Source organism: Microbacterium sp. MYb72, from assembly GCF_002979415.1.
In the GTDB taxonomy this organism is placed as follows: Bacteria; Actinomycetota; Actinomycetes; order Actinomycetales; family Microbacteriaceae; genus Microbacterium; species Microbacterium natoriense.
On record NZ_PCOT01000015.1, the window covers coordinates 1 to 17,029 of the forward strand.

The 17,029-nt window shown below is 70.8% G+C and carries 18 protein-coding genes; 10 read left to right on the plus strand and 8 right to left on the minus strand.

Features of this window, described 5'->3' with window-relative positions; translation table 11 throughout:
* Positions 1-378 precede the first annotated feature (378 nt).
* Positions 379-1,140 carry a TetR/AcrR family transcriptional regulator gene (locus CQ047_RS09845; RefSeq protein ID WP_105674726.1) on the minus strand — a complete coding sequence of 254 codons (762 nt, stop codon included), beginning with the start codon at positions 1,138-1,140 and terminating at the stop codon, positions 379-381.
* Between the two features lie 75 nt (positions 1,141-1,215).
* On the opposite strand from CQ047_RS09845, the gene CQ047_RS09850 reads away from it, so the two are divergent.
* The 4 genes from CQ047_RS09850 (at position 1,216) to hrpB (ending at position 6,518) form a co-directional block, all read left to right on the plus strand.
* Positions 1,216-1,611, plus strand: coding sequence for a VOC family protein (locus CQ047_RS09850; protein ID WP_105674728.1), 396 nt, complete (start codon positions 1,216-1,218; stop codon positions 1,609-1,611).
* Between the two features lie 69 nt (positions 1,612-1,680).
* Entirely contained in the window at positions 1,681-2,109 is a 429-nt protein-coding gene (locus CQ047_RS09855) for a MarR family winged helix-turn-helix transcriptional regulator (RefSeq protein WP_105674730.1), read from the plus strand.
* Positions 2,110-2,296: 187 nt separating this feature from the next.
* Positions 2,297-3,877 carry an SPFH domain-containing protein gene (locus CQ047_RS09860; protein WP_105674732.1) on the plus strand — a complete coding sequence of 527 codons (1,581 nt, stop codon included), beginning with the start codon at positions 2,297-2,299 and terminating at the stop codon, positions 3,875-3,877.
* 85 nt (positions 3,878-3,962) lie between these two features.
* Positions 3,963-6,518, plus strand: coding sequence for an ATP-dependent helicase HrpB (gene hrpB, locus CQ047_RS09865; protein ID WP_105674734.1), 2,556 nt, complete (start codon positions 3,963-3,965; stop codon positions 6,516-6,518).
* Positions 6,519-6,531: 13 nt separating this feature from the next.
* Here hrpB and CQ047_RS09870 read toward each other — a convergent pair whose 3' ends face one another.
* The 5 genes from CQ047_RS09870 to CQ047_RS09890 all read right to left on the minus strand — a co-directional run bounded on the left by CQ047_RS09870 (position 6,532) and on the right by CQ047_RS09890 (position 11,188).
* The gene (locus CQ047_RS09870; RefSeq protein WP_181155897.1) at positions 6,532-7,266 is read right to left on the minus strand and encodes an ABC transporter permease; all 735 of its coding nucleotides are present in this window, start codon (positions 7,264-7,266) and stop codon (positions 6,532-6,534) included.
* The gene (locus tag CQ047_RS09875; protein ID WP_219844608.1) at positions 7,263-8,024 is read right to left on the minus strand and encodes an ABC transporter ATP-binding protein; all 762 of its coding nucleotides are present in this window, start codon (positions 8,022-8,024) and stop codon (positions 7,263-7,265) included. Before CQ047_RS09875 ends, CQ047_RS09870 begins: the two co-directional genes overlap by 4 nt.
* Positions 8,025-8,151: 127 nt before the next feature.
* A complete protein-coding gene (locus CQ047_RS09880) occupies positions 8,152-8,748 on the minus strand; it encodes a TetR family transcriptional regulator (protein ID WP_105674738.1) in 597 nt (198 codons plus the stop codon).
* A 133-nt stretch (positions 8,749-8,881) separates the two neighbouring features.
* Positions 8,882-9,637 (minus strand): AAA family ATPase, encoded by a 756-nt coding sequence (locus CQ047_RS09885; protein ID WP_105674740.1) that lies wholly within the window; start codon positions 9,635-9,637, stop codon positions 8,882-8,884.
* Positions 9,638-9,691: 54 nt separating this feature from the next.
* Complete coding sequence (locus CQ047_RS09890) at positions 9,692-11,188, minus strand: L-serine ammonia-lyase, iron-sulfur-dependent, subunit alpha (protein ID WP_105674742.1); 1,497 nt, start codon at positions 11,186-11,188, stop codon at positions 9,692-9,694.
* Positions 11,189-11,362: 174 nt separating this feature from the next.
* Here CQ047_RS09890 and CQ047_RS09895 point away from each other — a divergent pair, with 174 nt between their 5' ends.
* Complete coding sequence (locus CQ047_RS09895; protein ID WP_105674744.1) at positions 11,363-11,920, plus strand: Dps family protein; 558 nt, start codon at positions 11,363-11,365, stop codon at positions 11,918-11,920.
* Between the two features lie 58 nt (positions 11,921-11,978).
* On the plus strand, positions 11,979-12,281 hold the full coding sequence (locus tag CQ047_RS09900; protein ID WP_105674746.1) for a hypothetical protein: 303 nt from the start codon (positions 11,979-11,981) through the stop codon (positions 12,279-12,281).
* An 18-nt stretch (positions 12,282-12,299) separates the two neighbouring features.
* On the opposite strand, the gene CQ047_RS09905 is transcribed toward CQ047_RS09900, so the two are convergent.
* Positions 12,300-12,647, minus strand: a complete 348-nt coding sequence (locus CQ047_RS09905; RefSeq protein ID WP_105674748.1) for an ATP-dependent DNA ligase — start codon at positions 12,645-12,647, stop codon at positions 12,300-12,302.
* Positions 12,648-12,725: 78 nt separating this feature from the next.
* Between CQ047_RS09905 and CQ047_RS09910 the strand changes: the two genes are divergently transcribed.
* The 3 genes from CQ047_RS09910 (at position 12,726) to CQ047_RS09920 (ending at position 14,125) form a co-directional block, all read left to right on the plus strand.
* The gene (locus tag CQ047_RS09910; protein ID WP_105674750.1) at positions 12,726-13,058 is read left to right on the plus strand and encodes a hypothetical protein; all 333 of its coding nucleotides are present in this window, start codon (positions 12,726-12,728) and stop codon (positions 13,056-13,058) included.
* Between the two features lie 69 nt (positions 13,059-13,127).
* A complete protein-coding gene (locus CQ047_RS09915) occupies positions 13,128-13,643 on the plus strand; it encodes an FHA domain-containing protein (protein WP_105674752.1) in 516 nt (171 codons plus the stop codon).
* Between the two features lie 68 nt (positions 13,644-13,711).
* Positions 13,712-14,125: a CBS domain-containing protein gene (locus tag CQ047_RS09920; protein WP_105674754.1), complete on the plus strand. Its 414-nt coding sequence runs from the start codon at positions 13,712-13,714 to the stop codon at positions 14,123-14,125.
* 97 nt (positions 14,126-14,222) lie between these two features.
* On the opposite strand, the gene CQ047_RS09925 is transcribed toward CQ047_RS09920, so the two are convergent.
* Entirely contained in the window at positions 14,223-15,953 is a 1,731-nt protein-coding gene (locus CQ047_RS09925; protein ID WP_105674889.1) for an L-aspartate oxidase, read from the minus strand.
* Between the two features lie 77 nt (positions 15,954-16,030).
* On the opposite strand from CQ047_RS09925, the gene CQ047_RS09930 reads away from it, so the two are divergent.
* Positions 16,031-16,960 (plus strand): LysR family transcriptional regulator, encoded by a 930-nt coding sequence (locus CQ047_RS09930; protein ID WP_105674891.1) that lies wholly within the window; start codon positions 16,031-16,033, stop codon positions 16,958-16,960.
* The last annotated feature ends 69 nt before the right edge of the window (positions 16,961-17,029 follow it).

Sequence of the window (17,029 nt, forward strand, 5' to 3'; positions counted from 1 at the left end):
ACTCACGGTAGGTTGAACGAGGTGTATCAAAGGTCCGCCTGCTGGCAACATGCGCCCGGCGACGGGTCCACCGCTGCGACACGCCCTGGCGGACGACAACCTCAACGAGAACGTGCCACGTCAGTGCGACGACATGCCAACTCGGCGAGACCGTGCCTTTCCCGGTGAGATCGGACAGCCCTCACCTCTCACAGATTTCCGTGATCAAACCGTTGCATTCGTTACCTCGCCGTTATAGAGTGATCGCACGGTGAATGTTTGCTGTGGCATCCACCTCATGTGATTGCAGGACCTCTTGGTGCAAGGGACAAGGGCCGGTCGGAAGCCTCTCCGATCGGCCCTTACTGCGTCCGGTCACGCCGCGACGGATCCGCCTCGTCAGCCGGCGTCGATGAGCGCAGCGAGTCCGTCGAGTGTCCGCGTGAGACCGAACCGCCAGGCCCGCCCGGCATCCCACGCGCTCCCCTGCGCCTCACCCGCGGCCGCTCCGATGCGCGCAGCCCGGGGATAGACCGCGGGGTCGAACGCACGTGCGAGCAGGGGCTGGTTGGCGGCCCACCACTCGGCGTCGGTGAGGGCCGTGTCGGTCGTCGCGCGATCGGCGTCGTGAGCCGCGCGACAGTGCGACTGCACGAACCCGAGCAGGTAGGCGAGAGCCGCATCGACGTCGACGTCGGAGAGACCGGCACCGTCGAACGCCGACAGCTCGTGCTCGTACTTCGCCATCACGCCGGGTCCAAGCGGAGGGCGGCTGAGCGCGGCGACCTCGGTCAGCCACGGATGCGCGGCCAGCAGCATCCGGTTGGACTCCGCCACCGCCTCGAGCCGCTCGCGCCACGACTGCGCACCCCAGTCCGGACGCTCCATCGACAGGTAGAGGGCGTCGACCATGAGGTCGAGCAGCTCCGGCTTTCCGGGGACGTAGGTGTACACCGACATCGTCGACACCCCGACCCGTTCGGCGACGGCGCGCATCGTGACGGCCGCGAGCCCTTCGTCGTCGGCGAGAGCCAGCGCCGCCGCGACGATCTTCGCCGCGGTGATCGACCGGGCCGGCCCCTTGCGCGGTTCGATCGGCTGACCCCACAGGAGGGCGAGCGTCCTGCTCGGCTCACCGGATCCGGTGCGTTCTGACGTCACGGGAATGATCTTGCCACGTCTGCGTTGTACCAGCTACATTGTACGCCGTACAACGTTACCGAAAGGGAGATCCCCATGCAGATCACCTCGTCCGCTCTCTCGCTCAACGTCCCCGACGTCGAGGCCTCCGCCGCCTGGGCGCAGAAGCACCTGGGCTTCTCGGTCGCCATGTCGGCCGACGGGTTCAGCTCCCTCAGCCACCCGCAGGCCGGCTTCCACCTCATCTACCTGCGCACCGGACTCTCCACCTTCAGGCCCGCATCGCAGGCGGGATCGGCATCCGGCCTGCTCGTCGTCTTCACCGTCGACGACATCGACGCGGACTACGCGCGGCTGCGCGAGACGGGCGTCGACATCGTGACACCCATCGAGACCGAGCCGTGGGGAGAGCGTTATTTCCAGATGGCCGACCCGAACGGCGTGATCTATCAGCTCGTGCAGTGGATGACTCCCGAGCACGACCAGGGCTGACCGACCGGGCCGGCCGGACCCTTCCGGTCGGCCCCGCCCGTGTCGGCGGCTCCCAGTACGCTGTTCTCCATGACCGATCGCAAACTCGCTCTCGAGGCATGGGAGAGCCTGTTCCGCGCGCAGCACGAACTGTTCGACGAGATGGTCCAGGACTTCGACGACGCCCACCTCACCCAGGCCGAGTACGACGTGCTGCTCACGGTCACCCGCTCCCCCGAGATGACCTCGCGGCTGCGCGACGTCACGGGCAACATGCTGATCAGTCAGCCCAGCGTCTCCCGTCTGGTGGACCGCATGGTCACCCGCGGGCTCATCGCCAAGTGCCCCGACCCCGACGACGGCCGCGGAGCCCTCATCAGGGCGACGGATGCCGGCGCCAGGGCGTTCCGCGCCCTCGCGACGGTGCACGGCCGCTCGATCGCCGACCGCATGTCGCGCCTCGACGACGACGAGCTCCGCACCCTCCGCGACCTCGCCGAGAAGCTGCGCCGGCGCTGACCTCCTGAGCCGCGCGCACCCGCACGCTTCTTCTCGCCGAACGCCCGACCTCTCGCCGAACGCGCGACGCTTAGACTGAACGACCCTTCAGCGGCCCCCGCGCATTTCTGGCAGGGTGGAACCGAGTGCCGACATCTCCGCGTCGGCATCGCAGACCACCCCCGAGGGGGGCAAAGGGAGGTCATCCATGGAGATCGCCGGAATCGTCGGCATCCTCATCATCGTCGGGATCGCGGTCGTCATCGTCGTCGTCCTGCTCCTGATTCTGCTGCTGTTCGCACGCAGCTGGATCAAGGTCGCCAGGGCTGACGAGGCTCTCGTCATCTCCGGGCGCAAACAGAAGGTGCAACGCGCCATCATCTCGGCCGACGGATCGAGCCGCGCCGAGATGGAGGAGTCCCCCGTCACGGTCATCGTGAACGGCAAGTCGCTCGTCAACCCGATCACGCAGCGCCACGAGATCATCTCCCTGCGCTCGCGGCAGGTGTCGCTCAACGCCGAGGCGCAGTCGCTCGACAGCGTCACCCTCAACGTCGATGGCGTCGCGATCGTGAAGATCGGCTCCGACCCGCTGTACGTGCGCCGCGCCGCCGAGCGCTTCGCCTCGCAGGACAAGGCGATCGAGCAGTTCACCACCGAGCAGCTCGAGGGCGCCCTGCGCGGCATCGTCGCCACGCTCTCGGTCGTCGAGCTCATGCGCGAGCGCAAGAAGTTCTCCGACCAGATCGCCGCCGACGTCTCGCAGGAGCTCGCCGAGCAGGGCCTCATCCTCGACTCGTTCCAGATCAAGGGCATCACCGACAAGGTCGGCTACATCCAGTCGCTGGGCGCCCCCGAGATCCAGGCGAAGCGACAGGCTGCGGAGATCTCGCAGACCAACGCCGACCGTGCGATCAACCAGAAGAACATCGCCAACCAGGAAGCGAACCTGATCGAGCAGACCGCGCTCGACACCAACACCGCGAACGCGAACGCCGGAATCGGCCGGGCCCGCGCCGAGGCCGAGCAGGCCGAGAACCTCACGCGCGCGCAGACCGAGCAGGCGGTGCTCCAGCAGCAGGCCGAGAACAAGCAGGCCCAGCTGGACGCCGACGTCAAGCGCGTCGCCGACGCGCAGCGGTACGAGGCGGAGACCCGCGCACAGGCCGAGCTGTACACGCGCGAGCGTGCGGCGGAGGCCGCGGCGATCGAGCAGGTCAAGCAGGCAGAGGCCCGCACCCGCATCGCCGAGCAGCAGGCCCAGGCCGACCAGGCGAAGGCCGCCGGTGAGGCTGCGGCCGCGATCGCCCGTGCGACCGGTGAGGCCGACGCGCTGCGCGCCCAGGCCGAGGCGGAGTCCCAGGCTCGTCGCCTGCGCGCCAACGCCGAGGCCGACGCGATCCGCGCCGAGGGTGAGGCGCGCGCGGCAGCCGTCGAGGCCGAGGCGAAGGCCATCGCGTCGAACCAGGACGCGTTCCTCTCGCAGCGCGTGCTCGAGACCCTCCCCGCGATCATGGCCGAGTTCGCAAAGGGCTACGCCACGATCGGCAACGTGTCGATCATCGGCGGTTCCGGAGACGGCGCATCGGATCTCGTCGGCGCCGACAGCGCCAAGGCGCTGAAGTCGGTCTTCGACAGCGTCAGCGCGGCGACCGGACTCGACCTCGCGTCGATCATCCAGGGTCAGGCCGTCGGACGCGGGATCGGCGCCGGCGTCGCCGCGGCCGCCCCCGCGCCCGCCAAGCGCGAGCCGAAGCCGACCACTCCTCCGCCTCCCGCAGCGGAGTAGTCGAGCAGACACGCAGAAGAGCGGATGCCGCGGCCGGTTCGGTCGCGGCATCCGTCGTCTTCCCGGCGATGCCTAGACTCGGAGGATGACGGAGACGCGCGACTTCGACCTCGCCGCTCTCGGCGCAGGTCTTTCGTTTTCCGCCGGTCTTCCTGCCGTCTCCTCCGCTCTCGACGAGAGCACCGCGGTGGTCGTCAGCGCCCCTCCCGGCACCGGTAAGACCACGCTCGTGCCGCCGCTGCTGGCGAACCGCTCCGCGGGGCGCGTGATCGTCACCCAGCCGCGCCGGGTCGCCGCCCGCTCCGCCGCCCGACGGCTCGCACAGCTCGACGGCACGGCCCTCGGCGGCCGAGTCGGGTTCACGGTGCGCGGCGAGCGCCAGGCCGGGCGGGACACGCGCGTCGAGTTCGTCACCGCCGGAGTGCTGCTGCGGCGGATGCTGGACGACCCCGGCCTCGACGGCGTCGACGCCGTGATCATCGACGAGGTGCACGAGCGCGCGCTGGAGACGGACCTCCTGATCGGCCTGCTCTCCGAGGTCCGCGAGCTCCGAGACGACCTCGTGCTCGTCGCCATGTCGGCCACGCTCGACGCCAACCGCATCGCCGCGGTCATCGGAGCGGACGCCGCGCCCGCACCGGTGGTCGATCACGACGTCCCCGCCTTCCCCCTCACCGAGCGCTGGGCTCCGAGCCCGACCCCGCGTCTCGACGATCGCGGGGTGACATGGGCCTTCCTCGATCACGTCGCACGCACCACTGCATCCGCGGCTCGGGACCTGACCCGTGACGACTCGACAGCCGACGTGCTGGTGTTCGCCCCCGGCGCCCGCGAGGTGTCCGAGATCGCTCGACGCCTCAGAGACGCCGGTGGCGGGTTCGACGTGCGGGAGCTGCACGGGCAGCTGCGCGCGAGCGAGCAGGATGCCGTGATCCGCGGTCGCCGCCCGGAGGAGCCGCCGCGCATCATCGTCACCACCTCGCTCGCGGAGTCCTCGCTCACGGTTCCCGGTGTGCGTCTCGTCGTCGACAGCTGCCTGTCCCGCCATCCGCAGCGCGACGCCTCGCGCGGGATGACCGGACTTGTCACGGCGGCGGCATCCAGGGCGACCTGCGTGCAGCGCGCCGGACGCGCGAACCGCCAGGGCCCGGGGACCGTGATCCGCTGCGTCGACGAACGCACGTACGCGGCAGCTCCCGCTCGCCCGGCCCCGGAGATCGCGACGAGCGATCTCGCCGATGCCGCGCTGCTGCTCAGCTGCTGGGGCGCGCCGGGCGGGTCGGGCCTGCGTCTGATCGACCCGCCGCCCGCCGATGCTCTGGACGATGCGCTGTCCGTGCTGCGCGGGCTCGGCGCGATCGACGACGACGGCCGCGCCACCGACGACGGCCGCGCGCTCGCCCGCATCCCGGCCGATCCGCGGCTCGCCCGCGCCCTCCGCGACGGCGGCCCCCTGGTCGGCGGCCGGCTCGCCGCCGAGGTCGTCGCGCTGCTGGGCGGCGACGTGCGCATCGCGGACTCCGACGTCGCCAGGGCGCTCATCGACCTCCGCGGAGCCCGCGGTCCGGAGGCCCGGAGGTGGAGCAACGACGTAGATCGCCTGCAGCGTCTGGTCGCCCCGGCGCCTGATGCCCGCTCCGGACTCGACGGCGCCGGACTCGTCGTCGCCCTGGCCTTCCCCGAGCGGATCGCCCGCCGCGTCGAGCGGACGGCCGAGGGCGCGACGTACCTGCTGGCATCCGGCACCCGCGCCGGGCTGCGCGGCCCCCTGGCATCGGCCGAGTGGCTGGCTGTGGCCGACGTCACGCGCGCGACCGGACGCGCAGCCGCGGGATCCGGCGCCATCGTGCGATCCGCCGCCGTGCTCAGCGAACAGCAGCGTGACGAGGCCGCGAGCCATCTGCTGACCGACCGCGTCGAGGCGGAGTTCGTCGGCGGTCGGGTGCAGGCCCGCCGCGAACGCCGCGTCGGAGCGATCGTGCTCTCCTCCTCCCCGGTGCGCGCGTCGGCGGAGGCCGGGCGCGAGGCGGTCCGTCGGGCGATCGGACGAGACGGTCTGAGCATGTTCACCTGGTCGGATGCCGCCGACGGACTGCGCCGCCGCCTGGCGCTGCTGCATCGCGAGTGCGGGTCGCCCTGGCCTGCCGTCTCCGACGCCGCTCTGCTCGCCACGCTCGACGGGTGGTTCGCGCCGGAGCTCGACGCCTTGGCCGGCGGCGCCCCGACCGCGAGAGTGGACCTGGCCCCCGCCCTCCGCCGCCTGCTGCCCTGGCCGGAGGCCGCGCGGCTGGATGAACTCGCGCCGGAGCGTCTCGAGGTGCCTACCGGATCCCGCATCCGCATCGCCTACCCGCCCATCGACGACCCCGGCGCACGTCCCGTCGTCGCCGTGAAGCTGCAGGAGTGCTTCGGATGGGCCGAGACCCCGCGGCTCGCCGACGGCAGGGTTCCCGTGCTCTTCCACCTGCTCTCCCCCGCCGGACGCCCGCTCGCGGTGACCGACGACCTCGCGTCGTTCTGGTCCGGTCCCTATGCGCAGGTGCGTGCGGAGATGCGCGGGCGCTATCCCAAGCATCCGTGGCCCGAAGACCCGTGGGATGCCGCGCCGACCAGGCATACCAAGAACCGCGCCGCGCGGTGAGACCGCCGGGGCCTCAGCGCGTGCGCCGCCGCAACGTCAGCGCCGCCAGCACCAGCGCGCCCACCGCGAATGCCGCGACCACGAGCAGCGGCCCGTACACGTCCCACCCCTCGTCACCGGCCGTGACCGCGCCGATCGCATCGATCGCATAGCTCAACGGCAGCCAGTCCGAGATCGCGTGCAGCACGTCGGGCATCTGATCCCTCGGCATGAAGAGTCCACCGAGGATGATCTGCGGGAACACGAGCAGCGGCATGAACTGCACCGCCTGGAACTCCGTCTGCGCGAAGGCGCTCGCGAGCAGTCCGAGCGCGGTACCGAGCAGTGCGTCGACCACGGCGACGAGTCCGAGCTGCCACAGCGGACCCTCGACGTCGAGTCCGCACACCCCGACCGCGAACGACACCGTGATCACGGCCTGCAGCACCGCCATGAGACCGAACGCGAGCGCGTAGCCGAGGATGAAGTCGGCCTTGCCGAGGGGCGTCGTCATGAGCCTCTCGAGGGTGCCCGACCGACGCTCCCGCAGCGTCGTGATCGAGGTGATCAGGAACATCACGATGAACGGGAACAGCGCGAGGATCGCCCCGCCGAAGCGGTCGAAGACGCCGTCCTGGTCGCTGAACAGCCAGGCGAACAGCCCGACCAGCAGGCTCGGCGCGATCAGCATCAGCGCGATGGAGCGCGGATCGTGTCGCAGCTGCCCGAGCACGCGGGCGGCGGTGGCGAGCATCCGTCGGCCGTTCACTCCGACACCTCCCTGCGGCTGCGGCGACCCGACCCGTGGGCTGCACGGTCCCTCTCGATCAGGGCGAGGAACGCGGCCTCCGGATCGGACGTTCCGGTGTCGTCAAGCAGCGCCCGCGGGGTCGTGTCGGCGATGATGCGGCCGTCTCGCATGAGCAGCAGCCGGTCGCAGCGCAGCGCCTCGTCCATGACGTGACTCGACACGATCATCGTCACGCCGCGATCGGCCAGTGCGCGGAACAGACCCCAGAGCTCGGCCCGGAGGACGGGGTCGAGGCCCACGGTCGGCTCGTCCAGCACGACGAGCTCCGGAGCGCCGATCAGCGCCATCGCGAGAGACACCCGCGTGGACTGCCCACCACTGAGGGACTCGACGAGCTGCCCCGCCTGATCGCGGAGACCGACCTCGTCGATGACGCGGTCGACGTCTCCCTTCGGCGCCCTCAGCAGCGCCGCGAGGTACGACAGGTTCTGCCGCACGGTCAGATCCCCGTAGACCGCGGCCCCCTGCGTCCCATAGGCGACGCGGTTCCGAAGGCGTGCCGAGCCACCGGCCGCGCCGAGCACGGAGACCTCACCCGAGGCGATCCGCTGCACGCCGACGATCGATCTCATCAGCGTCGTCTTGCCGCACCCCGACGGACCGAGGAGCCCCGTGATCTCTCCGCGCGGGATCGTCAGGTCGATGCCGTCGAACACGCGCGTCCGCCCCCGCCGCACCCGCAGCTGAGTGATCTCGACCGCCGAGTTATTCATCATGTGATGAATTATGCGCTCGGGCGCCGCCGAGGTCAATGGATGTCGTCGACAACGGCGCGGGGCCACAGCATCCGCTCACTGCCGGAAGGGATAGCCAAGAGAGGGGGATGCCGCGGCATCCGTCGCGTCAGTCGAAGAGGTACCGCTGCACCGTCGGTGCGACCCTGGCGACGAGCTCGTCGATCGGCGCCGCCGTCAGCGCGGGGAGCTTCACGACGTAGCGGGCGATGAGGAGCCCCGCCACCTGGGAGGCGACGAGGCTGGCGCGCAGCTGCGCATCGTCGACGCCGAGGGTCTTGGCGATGCGTCCGATCAGCTCGCGCGAGAGGAACCCCGCCAGCAGCGGCGTCGTGAGCTTGCTGCCGATCGCGGTGCGGATGAGCATGACCCCGCGGCGGCGGATCTCCGGCTGTTCGAACGAGTCCAGCAGGTAGCGGATGAGCCGCTCCCCCACCTCGTCCTGCGGGCCGGCGAGGATCGCGGGCACGTCGATGTCGGGCCGGAGCGGGATGCCGACGGCCTCGGCGAACAGATCGGCCTTGGTGCCGAAGTAGTGGTGCACGAGCGCGGAGTCCACCCCGGCGCGCGCGGCGATCGACCGGATCGTGGAGCCGTCGTATCCGTGCTCGCCGAACTCGTCGACCGCCGCCCCGATGATCCGCTCCCGCGAGTCCGTTCCTCCGCGGGGTCGCCCGCGGCGCCGCGGCGCTCTCGACTCGGTCATGCTCGACAGCCTACGACCCCGGTCACCGCGCTCCACCGCCCCGCCGTCGGCACCTGCGTTCAGGTGACCGCGCCCCGCCGTCGGCACCTGCGCTCAGGTGACCGCGCCCCGCGGCCCGCCGCCGCGCATGCGCTCAGGCGAGGAGGTGCCGCAGGTAGCGCTCCGGCGAGTCGAGGAACGACCGCCAGTGGTTCACGAGCTCGAGGTCGTTCCACGCGGCGGGGCGGATGCCCCAGTCACCGACCTCGAGGATCTGCGCACCGGGCAGGGCGGCGAGCACCGGCGAGTGCGTGGCGCACAGCACCTGACCGCCATCGTCGACGATGCGCTGGAGCACGGCGATGAGCGCGAGCGTCGACCGGAACGACAGCGCCGCCTCGGGCTCGTCGAGACAGTAGAAGCCGGGCTCGTCGAAGCGGCTCTCCAGGATCGCGAGGAACGACTCGCCGTGGCTCATCTCATGGAACGGGACGTCGGGACCCCTCGTCGACGGATTCTCTTCGAGGTACGTGTAGAACGAGTGCATCGTCTCGGCCCGCAGGAAGAAGCCCCAGCGGTTGGCCCCCACGCCGCGCTGCAGTCGGATCCAGTCCGACAGCGGCGACTCGGTCGGGCGGGTGCTGTGCATGGCCTGACGGGAACCACCCTCGGGCGAGAGCCCGTAGGCCACGGCGACCCCCTCGACGATGGTCGACTTGCCGCTGCCGTTCTCGCCCACCAGGAACGTCACTCCTGGAGCGAGGTCGATGCCGTCACGCAGCACCTGCGCGACGGCGGGGATGCTGGTCGGCCACTGCCGGCTCGGCGCCGGAGCGTCGTCGGCGGGGCGCACCGCCACCACCGGCTGCTCGCGGCGACGCCTGCTGCCGGCCTTCCAGATCGACTCCATGCCACCTCCTCCGAGGAGGCTACCCGGAGCCGCTGACATGAGACGGGGACGCCGTCAGCACTCGATGACGTTGACCGCGAGGCCGCCTTCGCTGGTCTCCTTGTACTTCGTCGACATGTCGAGTCCGGTCTGGCGCATGGTCTCGACGACGGCATCCAGGGAGACGTAGTGGCTGCCGTCGCCGCGCAGGGCGAGGCGGGTCGCGGTGACGGCGGTCGACGCCGCGATCGCGTTGCGCTCGATGCAGGGGATCTGCACGAGGCCCCCGATGGGGTCGCACGTGAGCCCGAGATGGTGCTCCATCGCGATCTCCGCGGCGTTCTCGATCTGCCGGTTGGTGCCGCCCATGACGGCGGTGAGCCCGCCGGCGGCCATGGCGCACGCCGATCCGACCTCGGCCTGGCATCCGCCCTCCGCTCCGGAGATCGACGCGTTCGCCTTGAACAGCGACCCCAGAGCGGTCGCGGTGAGCAGGAAGCGGCGGATGCCACGGCGGCGGTTCGCCTCGGCGACGGCGGCAGGGTCTTCGATCGCGCCGACCGCGACGAGCGACGCCTCCGCGCCGAAGCCGAGCAGGGCGCTGCCGACGAGCTCGCCGTAGGGGGTCACCGCGTTGCCCGCGCCGAGACCCGAGTCAGCGAGGAAGCGCCACCAGTACATCGCGACGGCGGGCAGGATGCCTGCCGCACCGTTCGTCGGGGCCGTGACCACGCGTCCGCCGGCGGCGTTCTCCTCGTTCACCGCGAGAGCGAAGGCGCCCAGCCATTCGCCCGGGAGCTCCCGGTGGCCGTCGGCCTCCGAGGCGTCGAGCTGCGCGCGGATCGTCCCAGCGCGACGCTTCACCTTGAGGATGCCGGGGAGGACGCCGTCGGCGTGCAGCCCTGCGTCGACGCATGCGGCCATCGCGTCCCAGATCGCGTCCAGCCCCGCGGCGACCTCCTCCTCGCTGCGCATGGCGGTCTCGTTGAGACGCGCGAGCTCGGCGATCGTGAGCCCGTTCTCGTCGCACAGCGCGAGGAGGGACGCGGCATCCGCATACGAGTACGGCAGGGCGGCGGTGGAGAGCTTCGCCTCCTCGCCGTCGCGGCGGATGAAGCCGCCGCCGATCGAGTAGTAGGTCTCCTCCGCGACGGTGCCGCCGTCGGCATCCCAGGCCGTGATGGTCATGGCGTTCGGGTGACCAGGGAGGCGCGTGCGGGGCGCGAAGACGATGTCGTCCTTGCTGAACGCCACCTCGTGCGTGCCGTTCAGGCGGAGCGACGCCCCCGCGGGGAAGTCGGTCCACGCCGAGCGGACGTCGGCGGGGTCGCAGGTCTCCGGGGCGAGTCCGCGGAGACCGGCGACGACGGCATCCGGCGTCCCGTGACCGATGCCGGTGGCGCCGAGCGAGCCGTAGAGCGTGCTGCCGACCCTGGTGACGCGGTCGATCGCGTCGGTCGCTCCGAGCCGCCCGGCGAACTCGAGAGCCGCCCGCATCGGGCCGACCGTATGGGAGCTCGAGGGCCCCACTCCGATGGAGAACAGGTCGAAGGCCGAGACGTACGCAGTCACCGTCTCAGCCTACGCCCCGTGCCCTCGGCGGCGGCGTGTCTCCGCGATCCCGACGCGCGTGTACCTCCCCCGGTCGACGCGCGCAAGGCCGTTCCTCTCACCGGCATCCGCACCTAGCGTGAGCCGTTCACGGACGACGAGACGACAGACCACCACGAAGGGACGGCGACGCACATGAGCGCTGCAGACATCAAAAAGACCGGCAAGACCGCGACGAGATCGCCGCGGTCGTCCACCGCGCGGCGCACGGTGAAGGAGGGAGCCGAGTCGGCGTTCACCGCCTCGGCCGCGCTGACGGACGACCTCCAGCGCGTCCTCGTCGATCTCATCGAGCTCGCGAGCCAGGGCAAGCAGCTGCACTGGAACGTCGTCGGCAGGAACTTCCGCGACACGCACCTGCAGCTCGACGAGATCATCGATGCGGCGCGCGGCTTCGCCGACACGATCGCCGAGCGGATGCGGGCGCTGCACGCGCTCCCCGACGGGAGGAGCGCCGTCGTGGCGAAGAGCACCACGCTCGCCGACGCGCCGCAGGGGGAGATCCTCACCAGCGACGCCATCGATCTGATGACCGCCCGGCTCGACGCGGTCGCCGCGACCTGCCGCGATGTGCACGACGAGGTCGACGAGGAGGATCCGACGAGCGCCGACATGCTGCACGCGATCCTCGAGAGGGTCGAGCAGCTCTCCTGGATGGTCAGCGCGGAGAACCGCACTCCGAAGACGAAGTGACGACGTGCCGGCGGCGGCTGTCACCCGCCGCCTCCGGGCATCGGCGATACTGGGCGGTATGGGCAGGCTGAAGTACGACGGCACCTCGGGGCCGATCCCGATCGACGATGTCACTCTCGCGCACGTGAAGATCGTCATCTCGACGAAGCTGCGGCGCCAGGAGAGCTTCATGCTCACCTGGAGCCCGGAGGGCGACGGGCCGGACGCGCGCATGACCATCTGGATCCATCCGGCGATCCCCCTGCAGTTCGGCTACGACCATGCCGAGATCCCCGCGCTGGATCCGTCGCGCGTGACGGCCATGATGAATCGGCTCAACGCCTCGGGCGAGCTCAACCTCGATCAGCTCGATCTCCCCTGACCCCGCGCCCGCTGCGCCTCAGATCGGCGGAGTGACCGGCACCTCGCCCGACCCCGGCTCCGAGCCGGCCTCCGCAGGCTCCGGCACCAGGTAGAGGCCGCTCGGCGCGTTGGCGGTGAACGCGAGAGCCTCGATCCAGGCCCGGTTGATCGACGGCTGCCTGCTGCCGAAGTACTTGAACACCAGGGCGCTGCCCGGCTGGATCCACACGGTCGTCCGCCCGCCGCCCACGCTCGCGTCCTCACGCCAGCTGAACGGGAACGGCTCGCCCCGACGCAGCTTCGCCGTGATCACCAGCTGAAGGTGCGTGAGGGCGCGATCCTCGATCTCGGTCTTCACATCGCCCTCGTAGACGAACTTGCCCATCCGCTGTTCTCCTCGACTCGATGACAGAGGCCCGACGAATGCTGTCGGACCAAACCCTCTCTGCGTAGCGTAGAACGCATGGGCATGTTCTATTACGGCAACGCCGACGATCCGATCCACATCGACGACCTCGCCCTGGCGCACCTCAAGGTGGTCGTGGCGACCAAGCTCCGTCGCAACGAGAGCTTCACCCTGTCGTGGGCGCACCCGGAGGGCGACGTCCCCGGTCGCTCGACGATCTGGCTGCATCCGTCGATCCCGCTGCGGTTCGTGTTCGACGATCCCACTCCCCCTCCGCTGCAGCCGGAGTGGATCGCGGCGATGGCGAACTCCGCGAACTCCTCCGGCGGGATCGTCCTCGTCACGGCCGACATGATCTCCAGCGAAGACGGGATCACTGCGGAGGACTGAAGTCAACCCCCTGCGCCACAGCATCCGCGCCTGCCTAGCCTGAGGGCCGACACGGAGGAGGTGCGGTCCATGGACGCACGAGACGACCGCGGTGCAGACGACGCCGGCATTCCCGACGACGAGGGGTACGTTCCCACGACCACCCACGCGGAGTGGGGAGCAGGGTCGCCGCGCCTGCGCATCACCCGCGACGACGACCGCGCCGAGTACGCGATCGAGTCCGACCTGGTGCGGATCGGCTCGGCCGACGACAGCGACCTGCGCCTCGCCGACACCGAGCCGCTGCACGCCACCATCACGCACGACGAGCGCGACGAGTACGTCCTCGAGCTGCACGGGGAGGGCGAGATGAACGCGAGCCCCGGCACGGATGCCACGCACGGAGGCGCCCGCACGGAGACGCTCCGCACCGGAGCCCGGTTCACCGCCGGACCGTGGACCCTCGTGTTCGCCCGCGAGGAGTTCGCCGACCACGGACGCCCGTATGGAGGGCGAGAGGGCGGCGAGTACTCCGATCAGCCCGTGCAGCCCCCGCGGCCGGACTACTCGGACGGCCCGCAGCGGGAGCCGCGCACCGACGCCTGACACGGCATCCGCGGATCACGGCGCATCGCAGGACATCAGGACGAACGATCGAGACGAGAGGGAAGACGATGACCACCGCACGAGAGATCATGACCCCCAGCCCGCGCTGCATCGGCGAGAACGACTCGCTGCAGATCGCCGCGACACTGATGGCGCAGCTGGATGTCGGCGCGCTGCCGATCTGCGGGGAGGACAGCAGGCTGAAGGGGATGCTCACCGACCGCGACATCGTCGTCGGCGCGATCGCCGCAGGCCTCGACCCGGACACCACGCCCGCCGGTGCGCTCGCCAAGGGCAAGCCCGTGACGGTCGCCGCCGACGATGACGTGCGTGTGGCCCTCGACCTCATGCGGGAGCATCAGATCCGCCGTCTTCCCGTGATCGAGGATCACCTGCTGGTCGGCATCCTGAGCCAGGCGGACGTGGCGCTGTCGCTGTCGGCGGCCGCGACCGGCGCGACCGTCGCCGACATCAGCCGCTGACGTCTCGCCCGCTCCGAGCTCGCTCCGGTCGCGAAAGATCCCGCTCCGGGGGTACCTGAGCGGGATCTTTCGCGACGGGAGCTGGCGGCGCGCTGGACTACTCGACGAGCTTGCCCTTCGTGTCGACCTCGCGCATCAGCTCGGCGATCTCGGCGGGGATCGGCGGGATCTCCTCGCGCGTGATGCCGTCGCGAGGGCTCCAGACGAGGTTGACCTGCAGCGTCGGGTCGGTGTCGGGGAAGTCGCTGCGGTTGTGGCATCCGCGGGTCTCGCGACGCTCCAGCGCGGCCTCCAACGTCGCGCGCGCCGCCAGCGCCGAGGCCTTGAGGTCGAAGGCGTGAGCGAGGTCCTGGAACCCGGCGATGTCGGGGTGGATGCCGACGTCCTCCATGCGCCCCTCGATGAGGTCGAGCTCCGCGAGTCCGGTGCGGAGCCCCTCCTCCGAGCGGACCACCCCGGCGTAGGCGGTCATGGTGTCGCGGATCGCGCGCTGCAGGGCGCGCACGTTCTCCCGCCCGTCCGCGGCGAGGAGGTCGTCGATCTCGGCCCGGGCCTGCGCCACGGCATCCGCCGAGCGGCGCTGGGCGTCGAGGCCTGCGGCGTGCGCCATCGCGGCCTGTCCAACGATCCGCCCGTACACGAGCAGCTCGATGAGCGAGTTGCCGCCGAGGCGGTTCGCTCCGTGCAGACCGCTGGAGGCCTCGCCGATCGCGTACAGCCCGTCGACGTCGGTCTGGTGATCCTCCGGCCGCACCCACACGCCGCCCATGGAGTAGTGGGCCGTCGGGGCGATCTCGATCGGGTCGGTCGTGATGTCGAGCATCTGCAGCTCCATCATCGTCTGGTAGACCCGGGGCAGCCTCGTCATGATCGTCTCGCGGGGCAGGTGCGAGACGTCGAGCCAGACGCCGCCGTTCTCGGTGCCCCGCCCCTCGGCGATCTCGGTGTACGCGGCGAGCGCGACACGGTCGCGGGTGGACAGCTCCATCCGCTCCGGGTCGTACTTCGGCATGAAGCGCTCGCCGAGCGCGTTGCGCAGGACACCGCCCTCGCCGCGGGCGGCCTCGGAGATGAGGGTGCCCGCCGCGTTCTCCGGCTCGATGATGCCGGACGGATGGAACTGCACGAGCTCGGGGTCGCGCAGCCGTGCGCCCGCGTCGACCGCGAGACGGAAGGAGTCTCCGGTGTTCTCGTCGCGGCGGGAGGAGGTGCGGCGCCAGATGCGGTTGTGTCCACCGGCGGCGAGGATCACGGCATCCGCGTGGATCAGGTACCGCGTGCCGTCGGCCTGGTCGAATCCGTAGGCGCCGAACACGACGTTGTCGCGCACGAGGAGCCGCGTGATGTAGACGCCGTCGAGGATCGGCACGTCGAGCTGCTCGGCCCGCCGCACGAGGGTGCGCTGGATCTCGAGGCCCGTGTAGTCGCCGGCGAAGGCGGTGCGTCGGAAGGTGTGCGCGCCGAAGAAGCGCTGCGAGATGCGCCCGTCGTCTTCACGGGCGAAGTCCATGCCCCAGCGCTCGAGGTCGCGGATGCCGCGCTCGGCGCCCTGGGTCACGATCTCGACCGTGTGCGGGTTGGCGAGCAGGTAGCTCTCCGTGATGGTGTCGGCGGCGTGCTGCTGCCAGCTGTCCTCGGCATCCATCGTGCCGAGGGCCGCGTTGATGCCGCCGGCGGCGAGCGATGTGTGCGCGTCGTTCCGCGGTCGTTTGCCGACGGCGACGACGTCGACGCCGTGCTCGGCGATCTCGATCGCCGCTCGCAGCCCCGATCCGCCCGTGCCGATGACGAGGACGGTGGTGGAGATCTGACGTTCGCGTGTGCTCATGTCGGCCACGCTAGTTAGGGTTGCCTAATAACTCCAATGCATAGTTCGAGTCAGAATCATGCGGCTAAGCTATGGCCATGAACCTGGAGCAGCTGCGCGGTTTCGTGGAGGTGGCCCGGCTCGGGCACTTCACCAGAGCCTCCGAGAGCCTGCACCTGGCGCAGCCCTCGCTGAGCCGGCAGATCTCCACTCTCGAGCGCGAGCTCGGGGCCGAGCTGTTCCACCGGGCACGCGGACACATCGCCCTCACCGCCGCCGGAGAGACCCTGCTCCCCCGGGCGCAGCGGATGCTCGCCGAGGCCGACGCCATCCGCGAGGAGATGGGCGAGCTGGCCGGGCTCCGCCGCGGACGCGTGCGCCTCGGGGCTCCGCCGACCCTGTGCATCAGCCTCGTCGCCGAGGCCCTCAGCGCGTTCCACTCCTCCTACCCCGACGTCGACCTCCATCTCACCGAGAGCGGCTCCCGCCTGCTCGTCGAGCAGCTGGCGGTAGGCGCTGTCGACATCGCCCTCATCACCGAGTCGACGGCGCAGCCCGTCCCGGGGGTGAGCCTCACCCGCACCCCCCTGCTCGCCGAGGAGCTGGTGGTCGTGTCATCCGCCGCCCATCCCCCGATCGCCGAGGACGCGGTGATCGACATCCACCGGCTGTCCACGCTGCCGCTCATCGTGTTCGACGACAGCTACTCCCTGCGGACGACGACGGATGCCGCCTTCCGCGCCGCCGACCTCACCCCGAACGTCGTGCTGGAGGGGGCGGAGATGGATGCCGTGCTCCGCTTCGTCGAGCGCGGAGTCGGCGTCGCCGTCGTGCCCGCCATGGTGCTGCTCGATCGACCCGAGCTGCGGTCGGTCCGCTTCGCGCACCCCTCGATGACGCGCACGATCAGCCTCGCCCACCGCTCGGATGTGACCCCTGCGCTCGCGGTGGCGGCGATGCGCCACGCGATCATCTCCACGGCGACCGAGGTCGCCCGCCGCGACCCCGCCATCACGAGCCTGCTCTAGCCGTCGCGGCCGTGCGGTCGGTGGGCCCGCACGGCCCGCTGTCCCGGCATCCGCGCACCCAGGCGCCCA

Excerpts from the sequence above, each read along its gene's own strand:
- CQ047_RS09880 (WP_105674738.1), bottom strand. The coding sequence starts at position 8,748 with ATGACCGAGTCGAGAGCGCCGCGGCGCCGCGGGCGACCCCGCGGAGGA.
- CQ047_RS09915 (WP_105674752.1), top strand. The coding sequence starts at position 13,128 with ATGGACGCACGAGACGACCGCGGTGCAGACGACGCCGGCATTCCCGAC.
- CQ047_RS09875 (WP_219844608.1), bottom strand. The coding sequence starts at position 8,024 with ATGATGAATAACTCGGCGGTCGAGATCACTCAGCTGCGGGTGCGGCGG.
- CQ047_RS09900 (WP_105674746.1), top strand. The coding sequence starts at position 11,979 with ATGGGCAGGCTGAAGTACGACGGCACCTCGGGGCCGATCCCGATCGAC.
- CQ047_RS09850 (WP_105674728.1), top strand. The coding sequence starts at position 1,216 with ATGCAGATCACCTCGTCCGCTCTCTCGCTCAACGTCCCCGACGTCGAG.
- CQ047_RS09920 (WP_105674754.1), top strand. The coding sequence starts at position 13,712 with ATGACCACCGCACGAGAGATCATGACCCCCAGCCCGCGCTGCATCGGC.
- CQ047_RS09925 (WP_105674889.1), bottom strand. The coding sequence starts at position 15,953 with ATGAGCACACGCGAACGTCAGATCTCCACCACCGTCCTCGTCATCGGC.
- CQ047_RS09855 (WP_105674730.1), top strand. The coding sequence starts at position 1,681 with ATGACCGATCGCAAACTCGCTCTCGAGGCATGGGAGAGCCTGTTCCGC.
- CQ047_RS09905 (WP_105674748.1), bottom strand. The coding sequence starts at position 12,647 with ATGGGCAAGTTCGTCTACGAGGGCGATGTGAAGACCGAGATCGAGGAT.
- CQ047_RS09885 (WP_105674740.1), bottom strand. The coding sequence starts at position 9,637 with ATGGAGTCGATCTGGAAGGCCGGCAGCAGGCGTCGCCGCGAGCAGCCG.
- CQ047_RS09895 (WP_105674744.1), top strand. The coding sequence starts at position 11,363 with ATGAGCGCTGCAGACATCAAAAAGACCGGCAAGACCGCGACGAGATCG.
- CQ047_RS09930 (WP_105674891.1), top strand. The coding sequence starts at position 16,031 with ATGAACCTGGAGCAGCTGCGCGGTTTCGTGGAGGTGGCCCGGCTCGGG.
- CQ047_RS09860 (WP_105674732.1), top strand. The coding sequence starts at position 2,297 with ATGGAGATCGCCGGAATCGTCGGCATCCTCATCATCGTCGGGATCGCG.
- hrpB (WP_105674734.1), top strand. The coding sequence starts at position 3,963 with ATGACGGAGACGCGCGACTTCGACCTCGCCGCTCTCGGCGCAGGTCTT.
- CQ047_RS09910 (WP_105674750.1), top strand. The coding sequence starts at position 12,726 with ATGGGCATGTTCTATTACGGCAACGCCGACGATCCGATCCACATCGAC.